This is a genomic window from Bradyrhizobium sp. WBAH42 (assembly GCF_024585265.1).
Taxonomy (GTDB): Bacteria; Pseudomonadota; Alphaproteobacteria; order Rhizobiales; family Xanthobacteraceae; genus Bradyrhizobium.
The window spans coordinates 2,515,334-2,533,752 of sequence record NZ_CP036533.1 but is presented as its reverse complement, the minus strand read 5'-3'; the positions used below and the strand labels follow the sequence as shown (position 1 = coordinate 2,533,752).

Here is an 18,419-nt window from a genome sequence, read left to right as displayed (position 1 = left end):
CAGCTCCTTTGGCTGGCGCCGCGACCGGCCGGCTGAAAATCAATCCGCGTCGAGAACGGCCGGCTCGATGACGCCGGCACGCTCGGTGATCACCCTGTATTGCTCGGGCCGCCGGTGGGCGGCGAAGTTGAACATCTTGTCCTTGCCCTGGCGGCAGAGGTCGAGATCGATGTCGGCGACGATCACCTCGTCGGCCAGCGTCTGCGCCTGCGCCACGATGCGGCCATTGGGATCGACGATGCAGGAGCCGCCGATCAGCCCGGAGCCGTCCTCCTCGCCCGCCTTCGCCACCGAGATCGCCCAGGTCGCGTTCATGTAGGCGTTGGCCTGCGTCACCAGCGTCGAGTGGAAGGTGCGCAAGGCGCCGTCTTCCGTCGTGCCGCCGTTGGGATCGTAGGCCGCCGAATTGTAGCCGATGCAGACGAGCTCGACGCCTTGCAGACCGAGCACGCGCCAGGATTCCGGCCAGCGGCGGTCGTTGCAGATCATCATGCCCATGATGGCGTGGGCCCAGGACGAGCCGGCGCGGAAGGCGGGAAAGCCGAGGTCGCCATAGTCGAAGTAGCGCTTCTCGAGTTGCTGGTAGCGCGCGCCCGGACGTGGCTCGACCGAGCCCGGCAGGTGCACCTTGCGATAGCGGCCGAGAACCTCGCCGTCGCGATCGACCAGGATGGAGCAATTGTAGCGCCGGCCCTCCGGCGTCAGCTCGGCGTAGCCGACATAGAAGCCGACGCGCAGCGCACGGGCGCGGTCGAACAGCTTTGCCACCGCGGGGTTCGGCATGCCGCGCTCGAAATACCGGTCGAGCGCCTCGCCCTCGAGCAGCCAGCGCGGGAAGAAGGTGGTGAAGGCGAGCTCCGGAAACACCACAAGGCTCGCACCCCGACCGGCCGCCTCCTCCAGCATGTCGAGCATCCGCGACAACGTATGCTCGCGGCGGTCTGCTTTTTGCGTCGGCCCCATCTGAGCGGCGGCGGCGCGAAGGACACGAACCAAGATTGCCTCCAATCTGTGCGCAAGTGCCGCCTCAATGGGCGAGCGAACCCTTTGATGCGACGTGCATATCTGCTGCCATTACGGGGAAGCGCTGCTGCAAAATCAATTCGCTTTGCTATGATGTTTTGGCTCAGACTATAATCGGTAGTGATATGAACCTGCGTCAGCTCGAGATCCTGCGCGCCGTCATCCGGCACCGCACCACGGTGGCGGCGGCGGACGAGCTTGCGCTGTCGCAGCCCGCGGTCAGCAATGCGCTGAAGACGATGGAGACGCAGGCCGGCTTTGCGCTGTTCGAGCGCGTCAACAACCGGCTGTTTCCAACCGCCGAAGCGATGGCGCTCTACAAGGAGAGCGAGGCGATCTTTGCGCTGCACGCCAAGCTCGAGAACCGCGTGCGCGATCTGCGCGAGAACCGCTCCGGTCATCTCGCCATCGTGGCGACGCCGCCGCTCGCCTACAGCATCATTCCGTCCGCGCTGTCGGGCTTCCTGCGCCGCCGACCGGAGACGCGGGTGTTCTTCGACGTGCGGCGCTATGAGGGGATCATCGAGGGCGTACTGAGCCGTGTCGCCGAGCTCGGCTTCGCGCTCGGACTGACGCACCATCCCGGCATCGCGCATGAGGTGGTGCACACCGGCGAGATGGTGTGCGTGCTGCCGCCGCAGCATCCCCTCGCGGAACGACCGGTGATCACGGCCGCTGATCTCTCCGGCCTTCCCTTCATCGGGCTCGAACGCGGCACGCGGCTCGGCGAAGCCGTGCGCGACAGCTTTGCACGGGCCGGCGCGCCGTTCCGGCCGACGGTCGAGGTGCGCTACTGCAACACGGCTTGCGTGCTCGCCGCCGCCGGCGTCGGCGCCGCGGTGGTCGATCCCTTCTCGCCGCGGCAGAACGGCGGCAGCGGCCTCGTCGTCCGTCCGTTCACGCCGACGACGCAGGCGGTCGCCTACATGCTATGGTCGGAAGCCGAGCCGCTGTCGCGTCTGGCCAAGGCCTTTCTCAACGAGATCCGCAAGGAGAGCGCTCTGCTCGAGCGCACAGCGCCGCACCAGCAACATGGGGCAGAAGGCGGCTGAGCTTCGCAACCTTTTGCCTGGGAGGCCCATGGCACGCATCACCATCATCGAGACCGGAGAGGTCCCACAAAAATACCGCGAGCGCCACGGTTCATTTCCGGACATGTTCGCGCGCATGATCCGCGCCGAAGATCCGGCCGCGACAGTCGAGGTCGTCAGCATCCCCAACGGCCATGCGCTTCCCGATCCGGGCAACCTCGAGGCCGTCCTGATCACCGGCGCGGCTGCCGGCGTCTATGACGGGCTCGACTGGATCGCGCCGCTGGAAGATTTCGTGCGGACGGCCTACGCCAACAAGACTCCGATGGTCGGTGTCTGCTTCGGCCACCAGCTGATCGCGCAGGCGCTCGGCGGCACCGTGCGCAAGTCGGAGAAGGGCTGGGGCATCGGCCGGCACGTCTATCAGGTGCTGCCGGAGAACGGAGTGGTCGACGGCGAAGCGGTCGCCATCGCCGCCTCGCATCAGGACCAGGTGATCGAGCCGCCGAACGACGCGCTGACGATCCTCTCGTCCGACTTCACCCCGCATGCCGGCCTGCTCTATGCCAACGGCGCAACGCTGACCGTGCAGCCGCACCCGGAATTCGACGTGGGGTTTGCGCAAGTGTGCTGCGACCTGCGCGACGGCAAGGCGCCGGAGGAAGTCGTTGCCACGGCGCGGGCGTCGCTGGCGGAGCCGATGGACAGCGCCAAGCTCGGCGGAGCGATTACGCGGTTTCTGGCGAGGCGCGCGGCGCCTTAGTTCGCAACCATCACCACGCCGACCTTCCCTTCTCCCCTTGCGGGAGAAGGTGGCGCGAAGCGCCGGATGAGGGGTCTCCCTCCACCAACAAGATGTTCACGAGCAGAGAGATACCCCTCACCCGTCTCGCCGCTGCGCGGCGAGCCACCCTCTCCCGCAAGGGGAGAGGGTGAAGCAGCGCCGCTGGTGAAAATTCAGAACGGGTCGCGTCCCAACCCCGGCACATCGGCCGGCCGCGGGCCCGGCGCCGCCCAGTGAAAGCGGCGGTCTTTCTCTGCAATCGCGATGTCGTTGATCGACGCCTCGCGGCGCTTCATCAGGCCGTGCTCGTCGAACTCCCACTGCTCGTTGCCGTAGGAGCGGTACCACTGCCCGCTTGCATCGTGCCATTCGTACTGGAAGCGCACCGCGATGCGGTTCTCGTCGAAGGCCCAGAGGTCCTTGATCAGGCGGTAGTCCTGCTCCTTCTCCCATTTGCGGGTGAGGAAGGCGACGATGGCCTCGCGGCCCTGAAACACTTCCGAACGGTTACGCCAGCGGCTGTCCTCAGTATAGGCGAGCGAGACCCGCACCGGATCGCGTGAATTCCAGGCGTCCTCGGCCATGCGGGCCTTTTGCGCGGCGGTCTCGCGGGTGAAGGGTGGAAACGGCGGGCGCGACATGATGGCCTCATCGGTTGATCGGACCGCGAATGTATCGTCGCAATCGGCAGAGTCGATAGGCCATCGCCGATCGAGCGATCACGAAACCAGATCGGCCTTCATCAGCTGGCGGATCGACTTCGGAATCGGCTGGGCGCGGCCGCCGCTGATGAAGGCAACGCGGACCTCGGCTTTCACCAGCACATCGTCGCCGCGTCGCACCTCCTGCGCCAGCATGATGGACGCCCCCTTCACAGCAACCGGCCAGGTCACGACATCGAGCACGTCGTCCATTCGCGCGGGCTTCAAGAAGTCCAGATGCATCGAGCGCACCACGAAGGCAAAGCCCGTGCCTTCCGTCTCGGTCTGCTCGAACAGCGCCTGCTGCTCGGCGCCCATCAGCCTGAGATGATTGGTGCGTCCGCGCTCCATGTAGCGCAGGTAATTGGCGTGATAGACGATGCCGGAAAAATCCGTGTCTTCGTAGTAGACGCGGACCTGCATGTGGTGGCGGCCGTCGCGGATCTCGCCGTCGAGATGAGCTGTCACGTCGCGAGCCTCTTCGCTTGTCGGTAACCGGCTCGTTTTGCGCAAAAACGGCCGGAGGCGCAAGCGTGTTAGGACACAACCAGCCCTGACCGTCCCAGCGTCACCTCGACGATCTCGGGCGGCACGCCGAACCGGAGCGGCATGATGCTGCAACCAAGGCCGCCCGAGACGATGAGGTCGCATTTCAGGCGGAAGTGGCCATAGGCGAGCCGCAGGCCGTTCTTGGGCGAAACCGCAGGCGACCAGCCGAGCAGGCGGACCTGGCCGCCATGGGTATGGCCGGACAGTTGCAGCGCGACGCGCGCGGGTACCAGCGGCGCGATGTTGGGCTCGTGCGCGAGCAGGATGACCGGCGCATCGTCGGTGATCTTCGCCAGCGTGGCGCCGAGATCGTCGGCGCCGAGCCTGTGTACGCGGCCAAAGCGCCTGGCTGGATAATAGGCCAATTGGTCGCCGAGCCCCGCGAGCCAGAACGGACGGCCATTCTTGGTCAAGCGCACGACGTCGTTCTCGTAGACGGGGATGCCGGCCGCCTCCAGCGCACGATGCGCGATGGTCGGCCCGTGCCCTGCCTGCTGCACGGTCCTGTCGTCCCAATAGTCGTGATTGCCCATGACGGCATGGACGCCGAGAGGCGCCTTCAGGCGCGCCAGCACCCTCGCCCATTCGCTCGACGGAATGAAGCGCGTGACGTGGTGAAGGCCGGCGACATAGTCGCCGAGCAGCACGATGAGATCGGCGTTGAGCGCATTGGTCCGGTCGACGATGCCCTCGATACGCTCCAGCGACATCCAGGGATCGCAGGCATGGATGTCGGCGATGGCCGCAATCTTCAGCGGAAAATCCGCCGGCCACTGCCGCGGCGTGGGATGATAGCGCGTGACGCGCAGCCGCAGCACCGGCTCGACGCCGACGCCATAGGCTGCAGTCGAGACGCCGAGGGCGGACAGGCCGCCGATGGAACGAATGAGATGACGGCGCGTGATCATGGAAGCCCGATGATGATGCGACGTCTTGATGATATCCGATTGGAGCGGAATTGGGGTGCGTTCGTGCAGATCGTTTGCACGAGATTAACGGAAATTCATCAAAGCCGGAACGGCGCGCGGTTCAGCAGATCACTCGTCGCTGTCATCCGTGCCGAACAGACCGAACTGCGCCGCCGCATCGCGCGAGGGTTCGGCGATGCCGAGATGACGGAAGGCGTGCGAGGTCAGCAGGCGGCCGCGCGGGGTGCGCTGCAGATAGCCGCACTGGATCAGATAAGGCTCGATGATGTCCTCGATGGCATCGCGCGGCTCCGACAAGGCCGCGGCCATGGTTTCGACGCCGACCGGGCCGCCGCCATAGTTGAGCGCGATGGTCGTGAGATAGCGGCGATCCATGGCGTCCAAGCCGGCGGCATCGACCTCGAGCGCGCTCAGCGCGTGGTCGGCGATCTTGCGGTCGATCTTGTCGGCATCGGCCGCGGAGGCGAAGTCGCGCACACGGCGGAGCAGGCGGCCAGCGATGCGCGGTGTGCCGCGGGCGCGGCGCGCGATCTCGTTGGCGCCGTCCACGCTCATGCCGACGTTGAGCACGCGTGCGCCGCGGCTGACGATGCTCTCCAATTCCTCGATCGTATAGAAATTCAGCCGCACCGGAATGCCGAAGCGGTCGCGCAAGGGATTGGTGAGAAGGCCGGCGCGCGTGGTGGCGCCGACCAGGGTGAATTTCGACAGCTCGATCTTCACCGATCGCGCTGCCGGGCCCTCGCCGATGATGAGGTCGAGCTGAAAGTCCTCCATCGCGGGATAGAGCACCTCTTCCACCGCCGGGCTGAGGCGATGGATCTCGTCGATGAAGAGCACGTCGCGCTCTTCGAGATTGGTGAGGAGCGCGGCGAGGTCGCCGGCCTTGGCGATCACCGGTCCCGATGTGGCGCGAAAGCCGACGCCGAGCTCTTTCGCCACGATCTGCGCCAGCGTGGTCTTGCCGAGGCCGGGGGGACCGACGAACAGCACGTGATCCAGCGCCTCGCCGCGCTTGCGCGCGGCCTCGATGAAGATCGAGAGATTCTTGCGCGCCTGCTGCTGGCCGACGAAATCGGACAGCGATTGCGGCCGCAGCGCGGTGTCGCCGACATCGTCGCTGCGGCGCTCGGGCGAGACCATGCGGTTGGCTTTGGGGTCGCTCACTTCGCGAGCTCCTTCAGCCCGAGCCGGATCAGCTGCGCCGTCTCGGCGCCCTCACCCGCACTGCGCGAGGCCGAGGCAATCGCCGCGGCGGCTTGCGGCTGGCCATAGCCGAGATTGATCAGGGCGGAGATCGCATCCGCGACGGGGCGCGGCGCGCGCTGGTCGTCGACGGCACCGGCGAGATGCACGACGGCGGGATCGACATTGGCGAAGGCCGGCGCCTTGTCCTTCAATTCGGTGACGATGCGCTCGGCGACCTTGGGGCCGACGCCGGGCGTGCGCGCCACCGCGGCCTTGTCGCGCAGCGCGATGACGTTGGCGAGATCGGCCGGCGACAGCGTGCCGAGCACGGCGAGCGCGACCTTGGCACCGACACCCTGCACGGTCTGCAGCAGGCGAAACCATTCGCGCTCCTGATCGGTACGGAAGCCGAACAGCTTTATCTGGTCCTCGCGGACATAGGTCTCGATCGACAGCACCGCCGCTTCGCCCGGCGAAGGCAGATGCTGCAAAGTGCGCGACGAGCAATGCACCTGATAGCCGACGCCGCCGACGTCGAGGATGACGAAGTCCTCGCCGTAAGAATCGATCAGCCCCTTCAGCTTGCCGATCATATCCCCACCACCTTCAGCCGCAGCGCGGTGCTCTGGCGGTGATGGGCGTGGGTGATGGCGATGGCGAGCGCGTCGGCGGCGTCCGCGGACGGCGGCTCGGCCTTCGGCAGCAGGATCTTCAGCATCATCGCGATCTGTTGCTTGTCGGCGTGGCCGGCGCCGACCACGGTCTTCTTGATCTGGTTCGGCGCGTATTCGGCGACAGAAATGCCGAACATTGCGGGCGCAAGCATGGCGACGCCGCGGGCCTGGCCGAGCTTCAGCGTAGCAACGCCGTCCTTGTTGACAAAAGTCTGCTCGACCGCGGCTTCCATCGGCTGGTGGCTGGAGAGGACGGAAGCAAGCCCCTCATGGATCGCGAGCAGCCGGCTCGCCAGCGGCAGATCGTCCGGCGGTTCCACCGAGCCGCAGGCGACGTAAATCAGGCGATTGCCCTCGGCCTCGATCACGCCCCAGCCGGTGCGGCGCAGGCCGGGGTCGATGCCGATGATGCGAACGGGGCCGCGAATCGGGAGCGCAGTCATGGGCCAGTGATAGCGGCTGGCCGCGGGATGCGAAACAGAAACAGAACGGAAGTAACAGGGGAAAGGCGGTCTCGTGCCCCGGGCGCGACGCAGCGCGAAGCGGTGCGCCGCTGAACCGGGGCCCATTTCGCGACGGATGCTGAGAGAACCATGGGTCCCGGCTCTGCGCAGCAGCGTACCGGACGATGCTGCGCAGAGCCGGGACGCTGCTGCGCGTCCGGGACACGACAGCGGCGTCAGCCGCCCATCTTCGCAACAAGTGCGTCCGACACCTCGAAATTGGCGTAGACGTTCTGGACGTCGTCGTGCTCGTGGAGCAGGTCCATCAGCTTCAAGAGCTTCTCGCCGGTCTCGTCGTCGACCGCAACCGTGTTCTGCGGCTTCCAGATCAGCGCGGCCTTGCGCGGCTCGCCGAACTTGGCTTCCAGCGCCTTGGCAACATCGCGATAGCCTTCGGTCGAGGCGTAGATCTCGTGGCCGCCCTCGCCGGAAACGACGTCGTCTGCGCCGGCCTCGATCGCAGCGTCCAGCACCGCATCGTCGGATGCGACGCTGCGGTCGTATTCGATGACGCCGGTGCGGTCGAACATGAACGAGACCGAGCCGGTTTCGCCGAGATTGCCGCCGGACTTGGTGAAGAAGGAGCGGATGTCGGAGGCGGCGCGGTTGCGGTTGTCGGTCAGCGCCTCGACGATGACGGCGACGCCGCCCGGGCCATAGCCCTCGTAGCGGATCTCGTCATAGTTCTCGCCATCGCTGCCGAGCGCCTTCTTGATGGCGCGCTCGATATTGTCCTTCGGCATGTTCTCCTGGCGCGCCGCGATCACGGCGGCGCGCAGGCGCGGGTTCATGGCAGGGTCGGGCGTGCCCAGCTTGGCGGCGACGGTGATTTCCCGCGCCAGCTTGCCGAACAGCTTCGACTTCTGGGCATCCTGCCGCCCCTTGCGGTGCATGATGTTCTTGAATTGGGAATGTCCGGCCATGCTTGGTCTCGTGAGGGAAGCGTGCGTCAAGGTGAGTGCGGGAAGCGCGGCCTTATAGGCCGCCCACCCACCGGAATCAAAGGGCTCGGCTGCTCCTAAGGTAGCCCCTGTAAAGGTAGCCGCCGTAATGGCGCCTGCCTAGACGTCGGGCACCGTTAACCCTGATTTCATTCCGACTTGCGAAAATAGCGCCCGACCGTTCCCCGACAAGAGAGAGCTGATGGCGTTCGGACTATTTCGGAAGCGTCTGCCGGACACGGCCGCGCCTGCGGCAGCCCCGGAGGCTGCGCAGCCGGCGGCCCCTGCCGCACCCGCCCCGACCGCCGAAAGTGATTCGGCCCGGGAAATCCTGGAATTGCTGGAACTCGAGCTCGGCGCCATGATCCGCCAGCTCGAGCGCGCCGCCAATTCCGTCGCCGGCGGAGCCGATGCAACCGCCGCGACGCTCGCCGCCATTCGCGACCGCACCGACGCCCTGACCGGCCGGACCAACGCGGCGCAATCGACCGCCTCTACCTTCGCCCATGCCGCCGACAAGTTCACCCAATCCGCGCAAGGCATCGGCGCGCAGGTCCGCGAGGCCGGCAAGCTCGCCGACGAGGCCAGCGCCGCCGCGCAGGAAGCCCGCGCCAATGTCGACCGCCTGCGCGAATCCTCCGCCGCCATCGGCAACGTCGTCAACCTGATCGCGCAGATCGCGCGGCAAACCACGCTGCTCGCGCTCAACTCGACCATCGAGGCCGCGCGCGCGGGCGCCGCGGGAAAAGGCTTTGCCGTCGTCGCCACCGAGGTCAAGGCGCTCGCGGTGCAGACCCAGAGCGCGACGGAGGAGATCACAAAGAAGATCGACGCGCTGCAGCGCGACGCCGCCGGCTCGGCGGATGCGGTGCACCGCATCTCGCAGGCGATCGAGGCGATCCGCCCGGTGTTCGACACCGTCAACGGCGCGGTCGCCGAGCAGAACGCCACCACCAGCGAAGTCTCCGGCAATGCCGCCAGCGCCTCCGAGTTCATCATCTCGGTCGGCGAGAGCGCGGCCGAGATCGACGCGGCGACCAAGGCTGCCGAGACCCATGGCGAGAGCGTCGCCAGCGCCGGCAAGGCCGTCACCACCTTCGCCCAGAAGCTGAAATCGCGCTGCGCCGTGCTGCTGCGCCAGAGCGAGCACGACGACCGCCGCAAGACCGAGCGGCTGCCCTGCCATCTCAGATTCGAGACGGCGCGCGGCGTGATGCCGGTCTATGAAATTGCAATGGAGGGCGTGCTGATCGGCGGCGCGGACGCAAGCCGGCTCGCGACGCAAGCCACGGTCGAAGGCAGCCTAGAGGACATCGGCGCCTGCCGCCTGCGCGTGGTCGAGCAATCCAAGGCCGGCGCCCGCGCGCAATTCGTCGGCGCCACCGCCGCGCTCAACGAGAAGATCGAGGACAAGCTCTGGTCGATCCATGAGGAGAACACCGAGCTCGTCACCCGTGCCATGGAAGCAGGCAATGCGCTGACGAAGATATTCGAGCAGGCGGTTGCGCGCGGCGAGGTCGGAATCGAGGACCTCTTCGACACCGACTACGTGGAGATTGCCGGCACCAACCCGCAGCAATACCGCACCAAATATCTCGACTGGGCCGACCGCGCCCTGCCGCCGTTCCAGGAAGCCTTTCTGGCGAGGGAGTCGCGGATGGCGTTCTGCGCCATGGTCGACCGCAACGGCTTTTTGCCGGTGCACAACAAGATCTATTCGCATCCGCAGCGGCCGGGCGACGTCGCCTGGAACACGGCCAACAGCCGCAACCGGCGCATCTTCAACGATCCGGCGGGGTTAGCTGCCGCACGCAACCTGCGATCGTACCTGGTCCAGAGCTATGCGCGCGACATGGGCAACGGCAACACGGTGATGATGCGCGAGATCGACGTGCCGATCCGCGTGCAGGGCCGGCACTGGGGCGGCTTCCGCACGGCCTACAAGCTATAACACCCCGCGCCTGCACTCCTGGGCAAGACGCCGGGCGCGAATCATCCTCTAAGGTCGGAGCTAGGAATCGGAATGCCGCCAAGGAGCCGATCAACGGCTCCGACTGGAGAGAGCCCGTACATGTCCTTTGCCCAACTTGCCGTGTTGGACACTGCGTCCAACCGGACGCTCGCCGAACGCCTGATCGACCAGCTCGCCGACCGCATCGGCGGTCTCGGCGTCGAGCTCGCCGATATCGCCGGCAACGTCCAGGAAGTCGCCAACCGCGTCGCGAGCCAGTCGGAACGGTTTCACCATCTGCAGAAGACGGCCGAGACGATGGTCTCGGCCAACCACGACATCGCCAACGCCTCGCAGGCGGTGCAAAGCACGACGTCGGCTGCAGTCGGCGAGATCGCGCAGTCGCGCGGCGCCGTCGACACCGCGGTCAGCCACATCTCCGAGCTCGTCGCCGCGGTGGAGCGGATCGAGGCCCGCCTCAGCGCCGTCGGCGCGGCGCTGGCGCAAGTTGCGAAGGTCTCCGGCTCGATCGAGGCGATCGCGAAGCAGACCAATCTGCTTGCGCTCAACGCCACCATCGAGGCGGCGCGCGCCGGCACTGCCGGCCGCGGCTTCGCGGTGGTCGCAAGCGAGGTCAAGAGCCTCGCGGAGGCCACGCGCCAGGCCACGCATGAGATCTCCGACACCGTGCGCGATCTCGACGGCCAGATCGAAGGCCTGATCGGCGAGAGCAGCGACGCCTCGCAGCGCGCCAAGACCGCCGGCGAAGGCGCGCAAGCGATCTCCGGCATCATTTCGCGCGTGCAGCAGGGCTTCGCCTCCGTCGAAGCCGAGATCGACGGCGTCGCGCGCGCGGCAACCTCCAACCTCGGCCATTGCGACACCGTGATCAGCGAGCTCAACGAACTCGCCAAGGGCGTCGACCTCTCCTCGCGCGACCTTCGAAGCGCCGACGAGCGCGTGGCGAAGCTGCTCGATACCTCCGAAGGCCTGATCGCGCTGATCGCCGACAGCGGCGTCGAGACATCGGATGCGCCGCTGATCCGCGTCGTCATCGACACCGCGAAGCGGATCTCCGCCGAGTTCGAGGCTGCGATCGACCGCGGCGAGATCACGCTCGACCAGCTCATGGACGAGAATTACCGCGAGATCCCCGGCACCGATCCGAAGCAGTACAACACCGCCTATGTCGACTTCACCGATCGCATGCTGCCCGCGATCCAGGACCCGATCCAGACATCCGACCCGCGCATCGTGTTCTGCGTCGCCTGGGCAAAAGGCGGGTACCTGCCGACCCACAATCCGAACTACCGCCTGCCGCAGGGCAAGGACCCGGTCTGGAACAACGCCAATTGCCGCAACCGCCGCCTGTTCACCGACCGCGCGGTGAAGAAGGTCGCGGCCAACACAAAACCCTTCCTGCTGCAAACCTATCGCCGCGACATGGGCGGCGGGCAGTTCGTGCTGATGAAGGACCTGTCCTCGCCGATCATGATCCGCGGCAAGCACTGGGGCGCCTTCCGGATGGGCTTTCGGCAGGGCTGACGAGGGCGCTCCAGCGTCCTCAAAACAAAAAGCTCGAAAACAACCCCATGCACAGTAGGCGGGGTGTGCGGAATCAACGGCTTACGCTGGCGGGCCCTGGCGCGCGTTGACTCGTCGGGCAAAACAGGGGTAGAATGCTAATATTCCGAAATTTCCGCGCCTGCCTTCTCCCGCAAGGAAAGTGCAGCGGAATTCATCGCGCCAGCTAGCTCAACCAGAACTTCGGCGTTGTCGGCTCCAGCCTTCCACCGACGCGCACCGGGGCGACCTTCAGCGCGAGCCCCGTCGCATCATCCGTCTCCACCGCAACGCCGCTGAGCGTCGCGGCGCCTGCGGCGGGCTCGAAGCGGCTCGACGGAATTCCTGATGTGAACCGGCGCAGCGGTTCTTCCTTCTGCATGCCGATGATGGAATCGTAATCGCCGGTCATGCCGGCGTCGGTCATGTAGGCGGTGCCGCCTGCGAGGATCTGGTGGTCGGCGGTCGGCACGTGCGTGTGGGTGCCGACGACGAGGCTGGCGCGGCCGTCGCAGAAGAAGCCGATGCCCTGCTTCTCGCTGCTCGCCTCGCAATGGAAATCGACGACGATGGCGTCGGCGGCCACACCGAGCGGACAGGCCCCCAACTCGCGCTCGAGTGCGGCGAATGGATCGTCGAACGGGGTCATGAAAACGCGGCCCAGCGCGTTGACGACGAGGGCGTGCTTGCCGTTCTTGGTCTCGACCAAGGCGGCGCCGCGGCCGGGCGTGCCGCGCGGATAGTTGGCGGGGCGCACGAGGCGGTCGGCGCGCTCGATGAAGACGAGGGCCTCGCGCTGGTCCCAGGAGTGATTGCCGAGCGTCACCGCATCGGCGCCGGCCTCGAGAAACTCCTGGTAGATCGCTTCCGTGATGCCGAAGCCGCCGGCCGAATTCTCGCCGTTGACGACGACGAGATCGAGCGACCAGTCCTTGACCATGCCGGGCAGATATTCGGAGACGGCCTCGCGCCCGCTACGGCCGACGACATCACCCACGAAGAGAATTCGCAACTTCAGAACTCCGGAAATCGAACACGTCCGATTCCGTTAGCACATAATCCAGCGCCACGTCGTGGGATAGTGCCGGAACCGCCTCGATCTCCTGCGCTGCAAACGCAAGGCCGATGCCGACGATGTGCTTGGCTTTGCGCAAATGCGCGAAGGTGAAATCGTAATGGCCCGCGCCATAACCGATGCGATGGCCGAGGCGGTCGAAGGCGGCGAGCGGCGTCAGCATGATGTCGGGGATCACTTCGGCGGCGGCCGGCGACGGCTCGGGAATGCCGAGCGGGCCGAGCATCAGGCGGTCGTTCGGATGGAAGAGACGGAAGATCAGCGACTGGCCGCGCGCGGTGACGCAGGGCAGCGCCAGCCTGGCGCCCTCTTCCGCGAGCTTCGTGAGCAGCGGCATCGGATCGATCTCGCTGCGGATCGGCGAATAGCCGGAGACGATGCTGCCCGGCAGCAGCGTGAACGGCAGCCCGCGCTTGGCGAGCTTTGTGGCGGCAGTGGCGCGCTTCTTCTCGCTCAGCGCATCGCGCTTGGCGAGGGCCTTGGCTCGGAGCTCGGCTTTGGAGTTCGACATGCGCTTTGGTCCCCCACGTCATCACCCGCGAATGCGGGTGATCCAGTATTCCAGAGGCAGTGGTGATTCACACAAAGGCCGCGGCATACTGGATGCCCCGCCTGCGCGGGGCATGACACCTACTGATTTGCCGCAGTCATTTCGACAGGCACGAATCGACAGGCAACCAAGCAAACAAAAGTGCGAAGCCGCGGACGCCGTTGAAGCACTCGATCCCGGAGTTCCCTACGAAAGTAGGTGGGCACCATATGTCCGAGCCCACGGGCCCGGCCAGGGACAGTTCCCTAAAGGATCGATAAGGCCCCGGGGATATATGGCTCCTGACGCACGTCGCAGCCTCGCGCGGCCAATGTAACAACGATACTGACGAATCGCCAGTGCGACGAGCGGGGCGCTTTCTTACCCTCCCCTGGAGGGGTCCGGGACGAGCGAAGCTCGCCCGTGGGTCGGCTCACATGGAGCGCAGCGAAATGTGAGACGGGGTGGGGGTGACGGTCTCTCCACTCGAACAGTGCCCGTGGGGAGAGATCACCCCACCCCGCTCGCGCTGCGCGCGATCGACCCTCCCCCTCCAGGGGAGGGTAAGGCGCGCGGCCCCGTCGAGCCTAACAATTTGGTCGAGTCTTCCGAAGAGCTTCAGCCGATCGCGATGCCGTTGCCTACCGTCCGGTTCAGCACCTGCGTCGACTTTTCGATGCGCTCGGCGGCGGCATTGAGCGCGTTGACGACCGCGGTCTGCGTCATGCGGGCGCGCTCGACGGCGGCGTTGCGGAAATCCCTGAGCTCGGTCAATTCCTGCTCGAGGGTGCGGACGCGGTTGGTGGTGTCGATCAGCTCGTCGCAGACGGTCAGCGCGGCCATCACGGTGAGCCGCGCATCGCCGATCTCGCCGAATTTTCCGCGCAGCGACTGGATACGCGTCTCCAGCGTTTCGGCGAGCTTGAGCAGCCGCACCTCCTGGCCCTCCTCGCAGGCCATGCGGTATTGCCGGCCATTGATGGTGACGTTGATGTGGCTCATCCGTCCTCTCCGGTATCGAGCACCGAGCGTATCGTGACGATCGCGGAATCCAGCCGGTCGGAGATCTCGCGATTGGTGCGCTCGAGCTTGCGTGCCTTCACCAGCGCACCGTCGAGCTCGTCGGCAAGACGCGAGCGATCCGCGCCGAGCGCCTGGATTCGCGCCGCAAGCTCGTTCTCGTCGCGATCGGCGTCGCGCCGCCGCTCCACCGCACTTTCGAGCGCGTCGAGCGCCGCCATCAGTCTGCGGGTCGCAATCTCGATCTCGACGGCGGAAGACTCCGTCATGGCGGAACTGTTGGATACGCGATCGTTCATGCAGCTAGCGGCGGAACCTGGCGGCCTTTGCCCAGTGGCCTTTCCCTGGAGCTTGCCGTCCGGCAAAAGACTCGGTTCGGCAAGCGGTTAGAAGCAGAAATTTACGTGGCAAGCTAGCCAAGCGCAACGCCGCCGCAAAACTATGCACCGATCTATCGGGATGACGTCGTGCTGATTCGTCCATTCCGCCCGGCGCGATCCGAGCGGAAACCGATGTCCACACGGGCAACTTTTGCGGCCAAACCGGCGTTTGATTGCCTTGGACTCCCGGAACCGAGGTGCTATCCCAGCCCCGACCTTCAGTGGCCGCCAGGCTCCTCCCCGCGCGGGCAACCACCGCCAAGCGCCTCTTTTCAGACGGATTTTCAGACATGACGCAGGTCGATCACACCCGTATGGCCAACGCGATCCGCGGCCTTTCGATGGACGCTGTCGAGAAGGCGAAATCGGGCCATCCCGGCCTGCCGATGGGCGCCGCCGACATCGCCACCGTGCTGTTCACGCAGTTCCTGAAATTCGATGCCGCCGCGCCCGCCTGGCCGGACCGCGACCGCTTCGTGCTCTCGGCCGGACACGGCTCGATGCTGCTCTATTCGCTGCTGTATCTCACCGGCAATGCCGAGATGACGCTGGACCAGATCAAGCAGTTCCGCCAGGTCGACTCGCTGACCCCCGGCCACCCCGAGAACTTCCGCACCAACGGCATCGAGACCACCACCGGCCCGCTCGGCCAGGGCATCTCGACCGCGGTCGGCATGGCGCTGGCCGAGAAGATGCTGGCGGCCGAGTTCGGCAAGAAGATCGTCGACCACCACACCTATGTGCTCGCCTCCGACGGCGACCTGATGGAAGGCGTATCGCAGGAAGCGATCGCGATGGCCGGGCACTGGAAGCTCAACAAGCTGATCGTGCTCTACGACGACAACGGCATCTCGATCGACGGCCCGACCTCGATCGCCGATTCCGTCGACCAGGTGAAGCGCTTCAAGTCGGCGGGCTGGGCCGCCGAGAAGATCGACGGCCAGGACCAGGCCGCGATCGCCGACGCCATCACGCGCGCGAAGAAATCCAGCAAGCCGACGCTGATCGCCTGCCGCACCACGATCGGCTTCGGCGCGCCGAACAAGGCCGGCACCTCGAAGGTGCATGGCGAGGCGCTCGGGGCCGACGAGCTCAAGGCCGCCAAGGAAAATCTCGGCATCGCGCTCGAGCCGTTCGCGGTCGCCGACGACGTGCTGAAGGCCTGGCGCGCAGCCGGCGACCGCGGCGCCGCGGCGCGGCAGGAATGGGAAGCACGCCTCGGCGAACTCGGCAGCCGCAAGCGCGCCGAGTTCGAGCGCCGCCTGCGTCATGAGCGTCCGGCCTCGCTGGCAAAGGCCGTGCGCGCTTACAAGAAGGAGCTGCTGGAAAAGCCGATGATTGCGGCAACCCGCAAATCCTCGGAAGCCGTGATCGAAGTCATCGCCGGCGCCATGCCGATGGAATTCCTCGCCGGCTCGGCCGACCTCACCGGCTCCAACAACAACAAGGCGAAGTCCGCGACCGCCTTCTCGGCCAAGACGCCGAAGGGCCGCTTCATCCATTACGGCATCCGCGAGCACGGCATGGCCGCCGCGATGAACGGAATTTTCCTGCATGGCGGCTTCGCGCCGAATGGCGCGACCTTCCTGGTGTTCACCGATTACGCGCGGCCTGCAATGCGCCTTGCCGCCTTGATGGGCTCCGGCGTCGTTTACGTCATGACCCATGACTCGATCGGCCTCGGCGAAGACGGCCCGACCCATCAGCCGGTCGAGCATCTCGCTGCGCTCAGAGCCATTCCCAACATGCGCGTGTTCCGTCCCTGCGATGCGATGGAAGTCGCCGAGTGCTGGGAGCTCGCGCTCAACCGCGTCGACGGCCCGACCGTGCTGGCGCTCACACGGCAGAACCTGCCGCAGCTGCGGACCACCGCACCGAACGATAACCCTTGCGCGGCCGGTGCCTATGAACTGGTCGCCGCCCAGGGCGAAGCCAAGGCGACGCTGTTCGCCTCCGGCTCCGAGGTCGAGATCGCGGTTGCGGCCCAGAAGCAGCTGGCGGAACGCGGCGTCGCCTCGCGCGTTGTCTCCGTTCCCTCGCTCGAGCTGTTGTTAGCGCAACCAGAGGCGAAGCGCGCCGCCATCATCGGCGACGCGCCGGTGAAGATTGCGATCGAGGCCGCGGTGCGCTGGGGCTGGGATGCCGTGATCGGCCAGGATGGCGAATTCATCGGCATGCATTCGTTCGGCGAAAGCGGCCCCGCAAAGGAGCTTTACAAGCATTTCGGCATTACCGCCGAGGCCGCGGTTAACGCTGTGCTGAAGCGCGTTTCCTGAGAGTTGAGCTTGCCGCAAAAAAGGACTACCTAATCTCCCATATGATCAAGCACCGCCCGGCCGAACCGGGCGTCCGCCCCTAAAAAACCCTCGCAGGCGCGTATAGCGCGTTGTGCGGGATGACAACGGTCATTGAAGGAGACGAAACATGGTAGTCCGCGTCGGAATTAACGGTTTTGGCCGCATCGGCCGCAACGTCCTGCGGGCTATCGCCGAGTCAGGCCGCAAGGATATCGAGGTCGTCGGCATCAACGACCTCGGCCCGGTCGAGACCAACGCCCATCTCCTCCGCTTCGACAGCGTCCATGGCCGCTTCCCCGGCACCGTCACCGTCGATGGCGATTCCATCAGCCTCGGCAACGGCAAGATCAAGGTGACCGCCGAGCGCGATCCCTCGAAGCTGCCCTGGAAGGATCTCGGCGTCGACATCGCGCTGGAATGCACCGGCATCTTCACCTCGAAGGACAAGGCTAGCGCGCATCTGACCGCCGGCGCCAAGCGCGTGCTGGTCTCCGCCCCCGCCGACGGCGCCGACGCCACCATCGTATACGGCGTCAACCACGACACGCTGACCAAGGATCATCTGGTCGTCTCCAACGGCAGCTGCACCACCAACTGCCTTGCGCCGGTTGCCAAGGTGCTGAACGATCTCGTCGGCATCGAGACCGGCTTCATGACCACGATCCACGCCTATACCGGCGACCAGCCGACGCTGGACACGCTGCACAAGGATCTCTACCGCGGCCGCGCCGCTGCGATGTCGATGATCCCGACCTCGACCGGTGCCGCGAAAGCGATCGGCCTCGTGCTGCCCGAGCTGAAGGGCAAGCTCGACGGCGTCGCGATCCGCGTGCCGACCCCGAACGTCTCGGTCGTCGACCTCAAGATCGTCGCCAAGCGCTCAACCGACGCCAAGGAAGTCAACGCGGCGATGAAGCGCGCCAGCGAGCAGCAGCTCAAGGGCATCCTCGGCTACACCAGCGCGCCCAACGTCTCGATCGACTTCAACCACGACCCGCACTCCTCGACCTTCCACGAGGACCAGACCAAGGTGCAGAACGGCACGTTGGTGCGCGTGATGTCCTGGTACGACAACGAGTGGGGCTTCTCGAACCGCATGGCGGACACCGCCGTCGCGCTGGCGAAGGTGATCTGATCGGGGTCTCGTGTCCCGGACGCGGTGCAGCGCCTCAGCGCTGCTCCGCAGAGCCGGGACCCATTCAACCGCGGGACTCGCTGTCATGTGGGTCCCGGTTCTGCAGCGCATCGCTCCGCTGCTATCGCAGCGCCGGGGACAAGAGA

General features: G+C 66.1%; 18 protein-coding genes and 1 other RNA gene. 6 read left to right on the top strand and 13 right to left on the bottom strand.

Going from position 1 to position 18,419, the window contains the following annotated elements:
- Positions 1–39: 39 nt before the first annotated feature.
- A complete protein-coding gene (locus DCG74_RS11810; RefSeq protein ID WP_172784827.1) occupies positions 40–996 on the bottom strand; it encodes an N-carbamoyl-D-amino-acid hydrolase in 957 nt (318 codons plus the stop codon).
- Between the two features lie 152 nt (positions 997–1,148).
- On the opposite strand from DCG74_RS11810, the gene DCG74_RS11805 reads away from it, so the two are divergent.
- A complete protein-coding gene (locus DCG74_RS11805; protein WP_172784828.1) occupies positions 1,149–2,075 on the top strand; it encodes a LysR family transcriptional regulator in 927 nt (308 codons plus the stop codon).
- Between the two features lie 28 nt (positions 2,076–2,103).
- Positions 2,104–2,817 (top strand): type 1 glutamine amidotransferase, encoded by a 714-nt coding sequence (locus tag DCG74_RS11800; protein ID WP_172784829.1) that lies wholly within the window; start codon positions 2,104–2,106, stop codon positions 2,815–2,817.
- Positions 2,818–3,011: 194 nt separating this feature from the next.
- Here DCG74_RS11800 and DCG74_RS11795 read toward each other — a convergent pair whose 3' ends face one another.
- The 7 genes from DCG74_RS11795 to DCG74_RS11765 form a co-directional block, all read right to left on the bottom strand.
- On the bottom strand, positions 3,012–3,479 hold the full coding sequence (locus DCG74_RS11795) for a nuclear transport factor 2 family protein (RefSeq protein ID WP_172784830.1): 468 nt from the start codon (positions 3,477–3,479) through the stop codon (positions 3,012–3,014).
- Positions 3,480–3,557: 78 nt separating this feature from the next.
- Positions 3,558–4,007 carry a tol-pal system-associated acyl-CoA thioesterase gene (gene ybgC, locus DCG74_RS11790; RefSeq protein WP_172784831.1) on the bottom strand — a complete coding sequence of 150 codons (450 nt, stop codon included), beginning with the start codon at positions 4,005–4,007 and terminating at the stop codon, positions 3,558–3,560.
- Positions 4,008–4,075: 68 nt separating this feature from the next.
- Positions 4,076–4,996: a metallophosphoesterase gene (locus tag DCG74_RS11785; RefSeq protein ID WP_172784832.1), complete on the bottom strand. Its 921-nt coding sequence runs from the start codon at positions 4,994–4,996 to the stop codon at positions 4,076–4,078.
- Between the two features lie 129 nt (positions 4,997–5,125).
- Positions 5,126–6,160, bottom strand: a complete 1,035-nt coding sequence (gene ruvB, locus DCG74_RS11780) for a Holliday junction branch migration DNA helicase RuvB (protein ID WP_172785224.1) — start codon at positions 6,158–6,160, stop codon at positions 5,126–5,128.
- A gap of 20 nt (positions 6,161–6,180) precedes the next feature.
- Positions 6,181–6,798, bottom strand: a complete 618-nt coding sequence (ruvA, locus tag DCG74_RS11775) for a Holliday junction branch migration protein RuvA (RefSeq protein WP_172784833.1) — start codon at positions 6,796–6,798, stop codon at positions 6,181–6,183.
- A complete protein-coding gene (gene ruvC, locus DCG74_RS11770) occupies positions 6,795–7,322 on the bottom strand; it encodes a crossover junction endodeoxyribonuclease RuvC (RefSeq protein ID WP_172784834.1) in 528 nt (175 codons plus the stop codon). Before ruvC ends, ruvA begins: the two co-directional genes overlap by 4 nt.
- A 236-nt stretch (positions 7,323–7,558) precedes the next feature.
- Positions 7,559–8,305, bottom strand: coding sequence for a YebC/PmpR family DNA-binding transcriptional regulator (locus tag DCG74_RS11765; protein ID WP_172784835.1), 747 nt, complete (start codon positions 8,303–8,305; stop codon positions 7,559–7,561).
- Between the two features lie 220 nt (positions 8,306–8,525).
- Here DCG74_RS11765 and DCG74_RS11760 point away from each other — a divergent pair, with 220 nt between their 5' ends.
- The gene (locus DCG74_RS11760; RefSeq protein WP_172784836.1) at positions 8,526–10,274 is read left to right on the top strand and encodes a methyl-accepting chemotaxis protein; all 1,749 of its coding nucleotides are present in this window, start codon (positions 8,526–8,528) and stop codon (positions 10,272–10,274) included.
- A gap of 120 nt (positions 10,275–10,394) precedes the next feature.
- Positions 10,395–11,819 (top strand): methyl-accepting chemotaxis protein, encoded by a 1,425-nt coding sequence (locus tag DCG74_RS11755; protein ID WP_172784837.1) that lies wholly within the window; start codon positions 10,395–10,397, stop codon positions 11,817–11,819.
- A gap of 205 nt (positions 11,820–12,024) precedes the next feature.
- Here DCG74_RS11755 and DCG74_RS11750 read toward each other — a convergent pair whose 3' ends face one another.
- The 5 genes from DCG74_RS11750 to DCG74_RS11730 form a co-directional block, all read right to left on the bottom strand.
- Positions 12,025–12,849, bottom strand: a complete 825-nt coding sequence (locus DCG74_RS11750; protein WP_172784838.1) for a TIGR00282 family metallophosphoesterase — start codon at positions 12,847–12,849, stop codon at positions 12,025–12,027.
- Positions 12,827–13,423: a 5-formyltetrahydrofolate cyclo-ligase gene (locus DCG74_RS11745; protein ID WP_172784839.1), complete on the bottom strand. Its 597-nt coding sequence runs from the start codon at positions 13,421–13,423 to the stop codon at positions 12,827–12,829. Before DCG74_RS11745 ends, DCG74_RS11750 begins: the two co-directional genes overlap by 23 nt.
- A 181-nt stretch (positions 13,424–13,604) precedes the next feature.
- A non-coding RNA gene (gene ssrS / locus DCG74_RS11740) (6S RNA) lies at positions 13,605–13,765 on the bottom strand.
- A 294-nt stretch (positions 13,766–14,059) separates the two neighbouring features.
- Positions 14,060–14,443, bottom strand: coding sequence for a cell division protein ZapA (locus tag DCG74_RS11735; RefSeq protein ID WP_035998340.1), 384 nt, complete (start codon positions 14,441–14,443; stop codon positions 14,060–14,062).
- Positions 14,440–14,760 (bottom strand): DUF4164 domain-containing protein, encoded by a 321-nt coding sequence (locus tag DCG74_RS11730; RefSeq protein ID WP_020608063.1) that lies wholly within the window; start codon positions 14,758–14,760, stop codon positions 14,440–14,442. The genes DCG74_RS11735 and DCG74_RS11730 overlap by 4 nt, the downstream gene beginning before the upstream one ends.
- Before the next feature lie 371 nt (positions 14,761–15,131).
- Between DCG74_RS11730 and tkt the strand changes: the two genes are divergently transcribed.
- Entirely contained in the window at positions 15,132–17,117 is a 1,986-nt protein-coding gene (gene tkt, locus DCG74_RS11725; protein WP_172784840.1) for a transketolase, read from the top strand.
- A gap of 148 nt (positions 17,118–17,265) precedes the next feature.
- Entirely contained in the window at positions 17,266–18,273 is a 1,008-nt protein-coding gene (gap, locus tag DCG74_RS11720) for a type I glyceraldehyde-3-phosphate dehydrogenase (RefSeq protein ID WP_172784841.1), read from the top strand.
- The last annotated feature ends 146 nt before the right edge of the window (positions 18,274–18,419 follow it).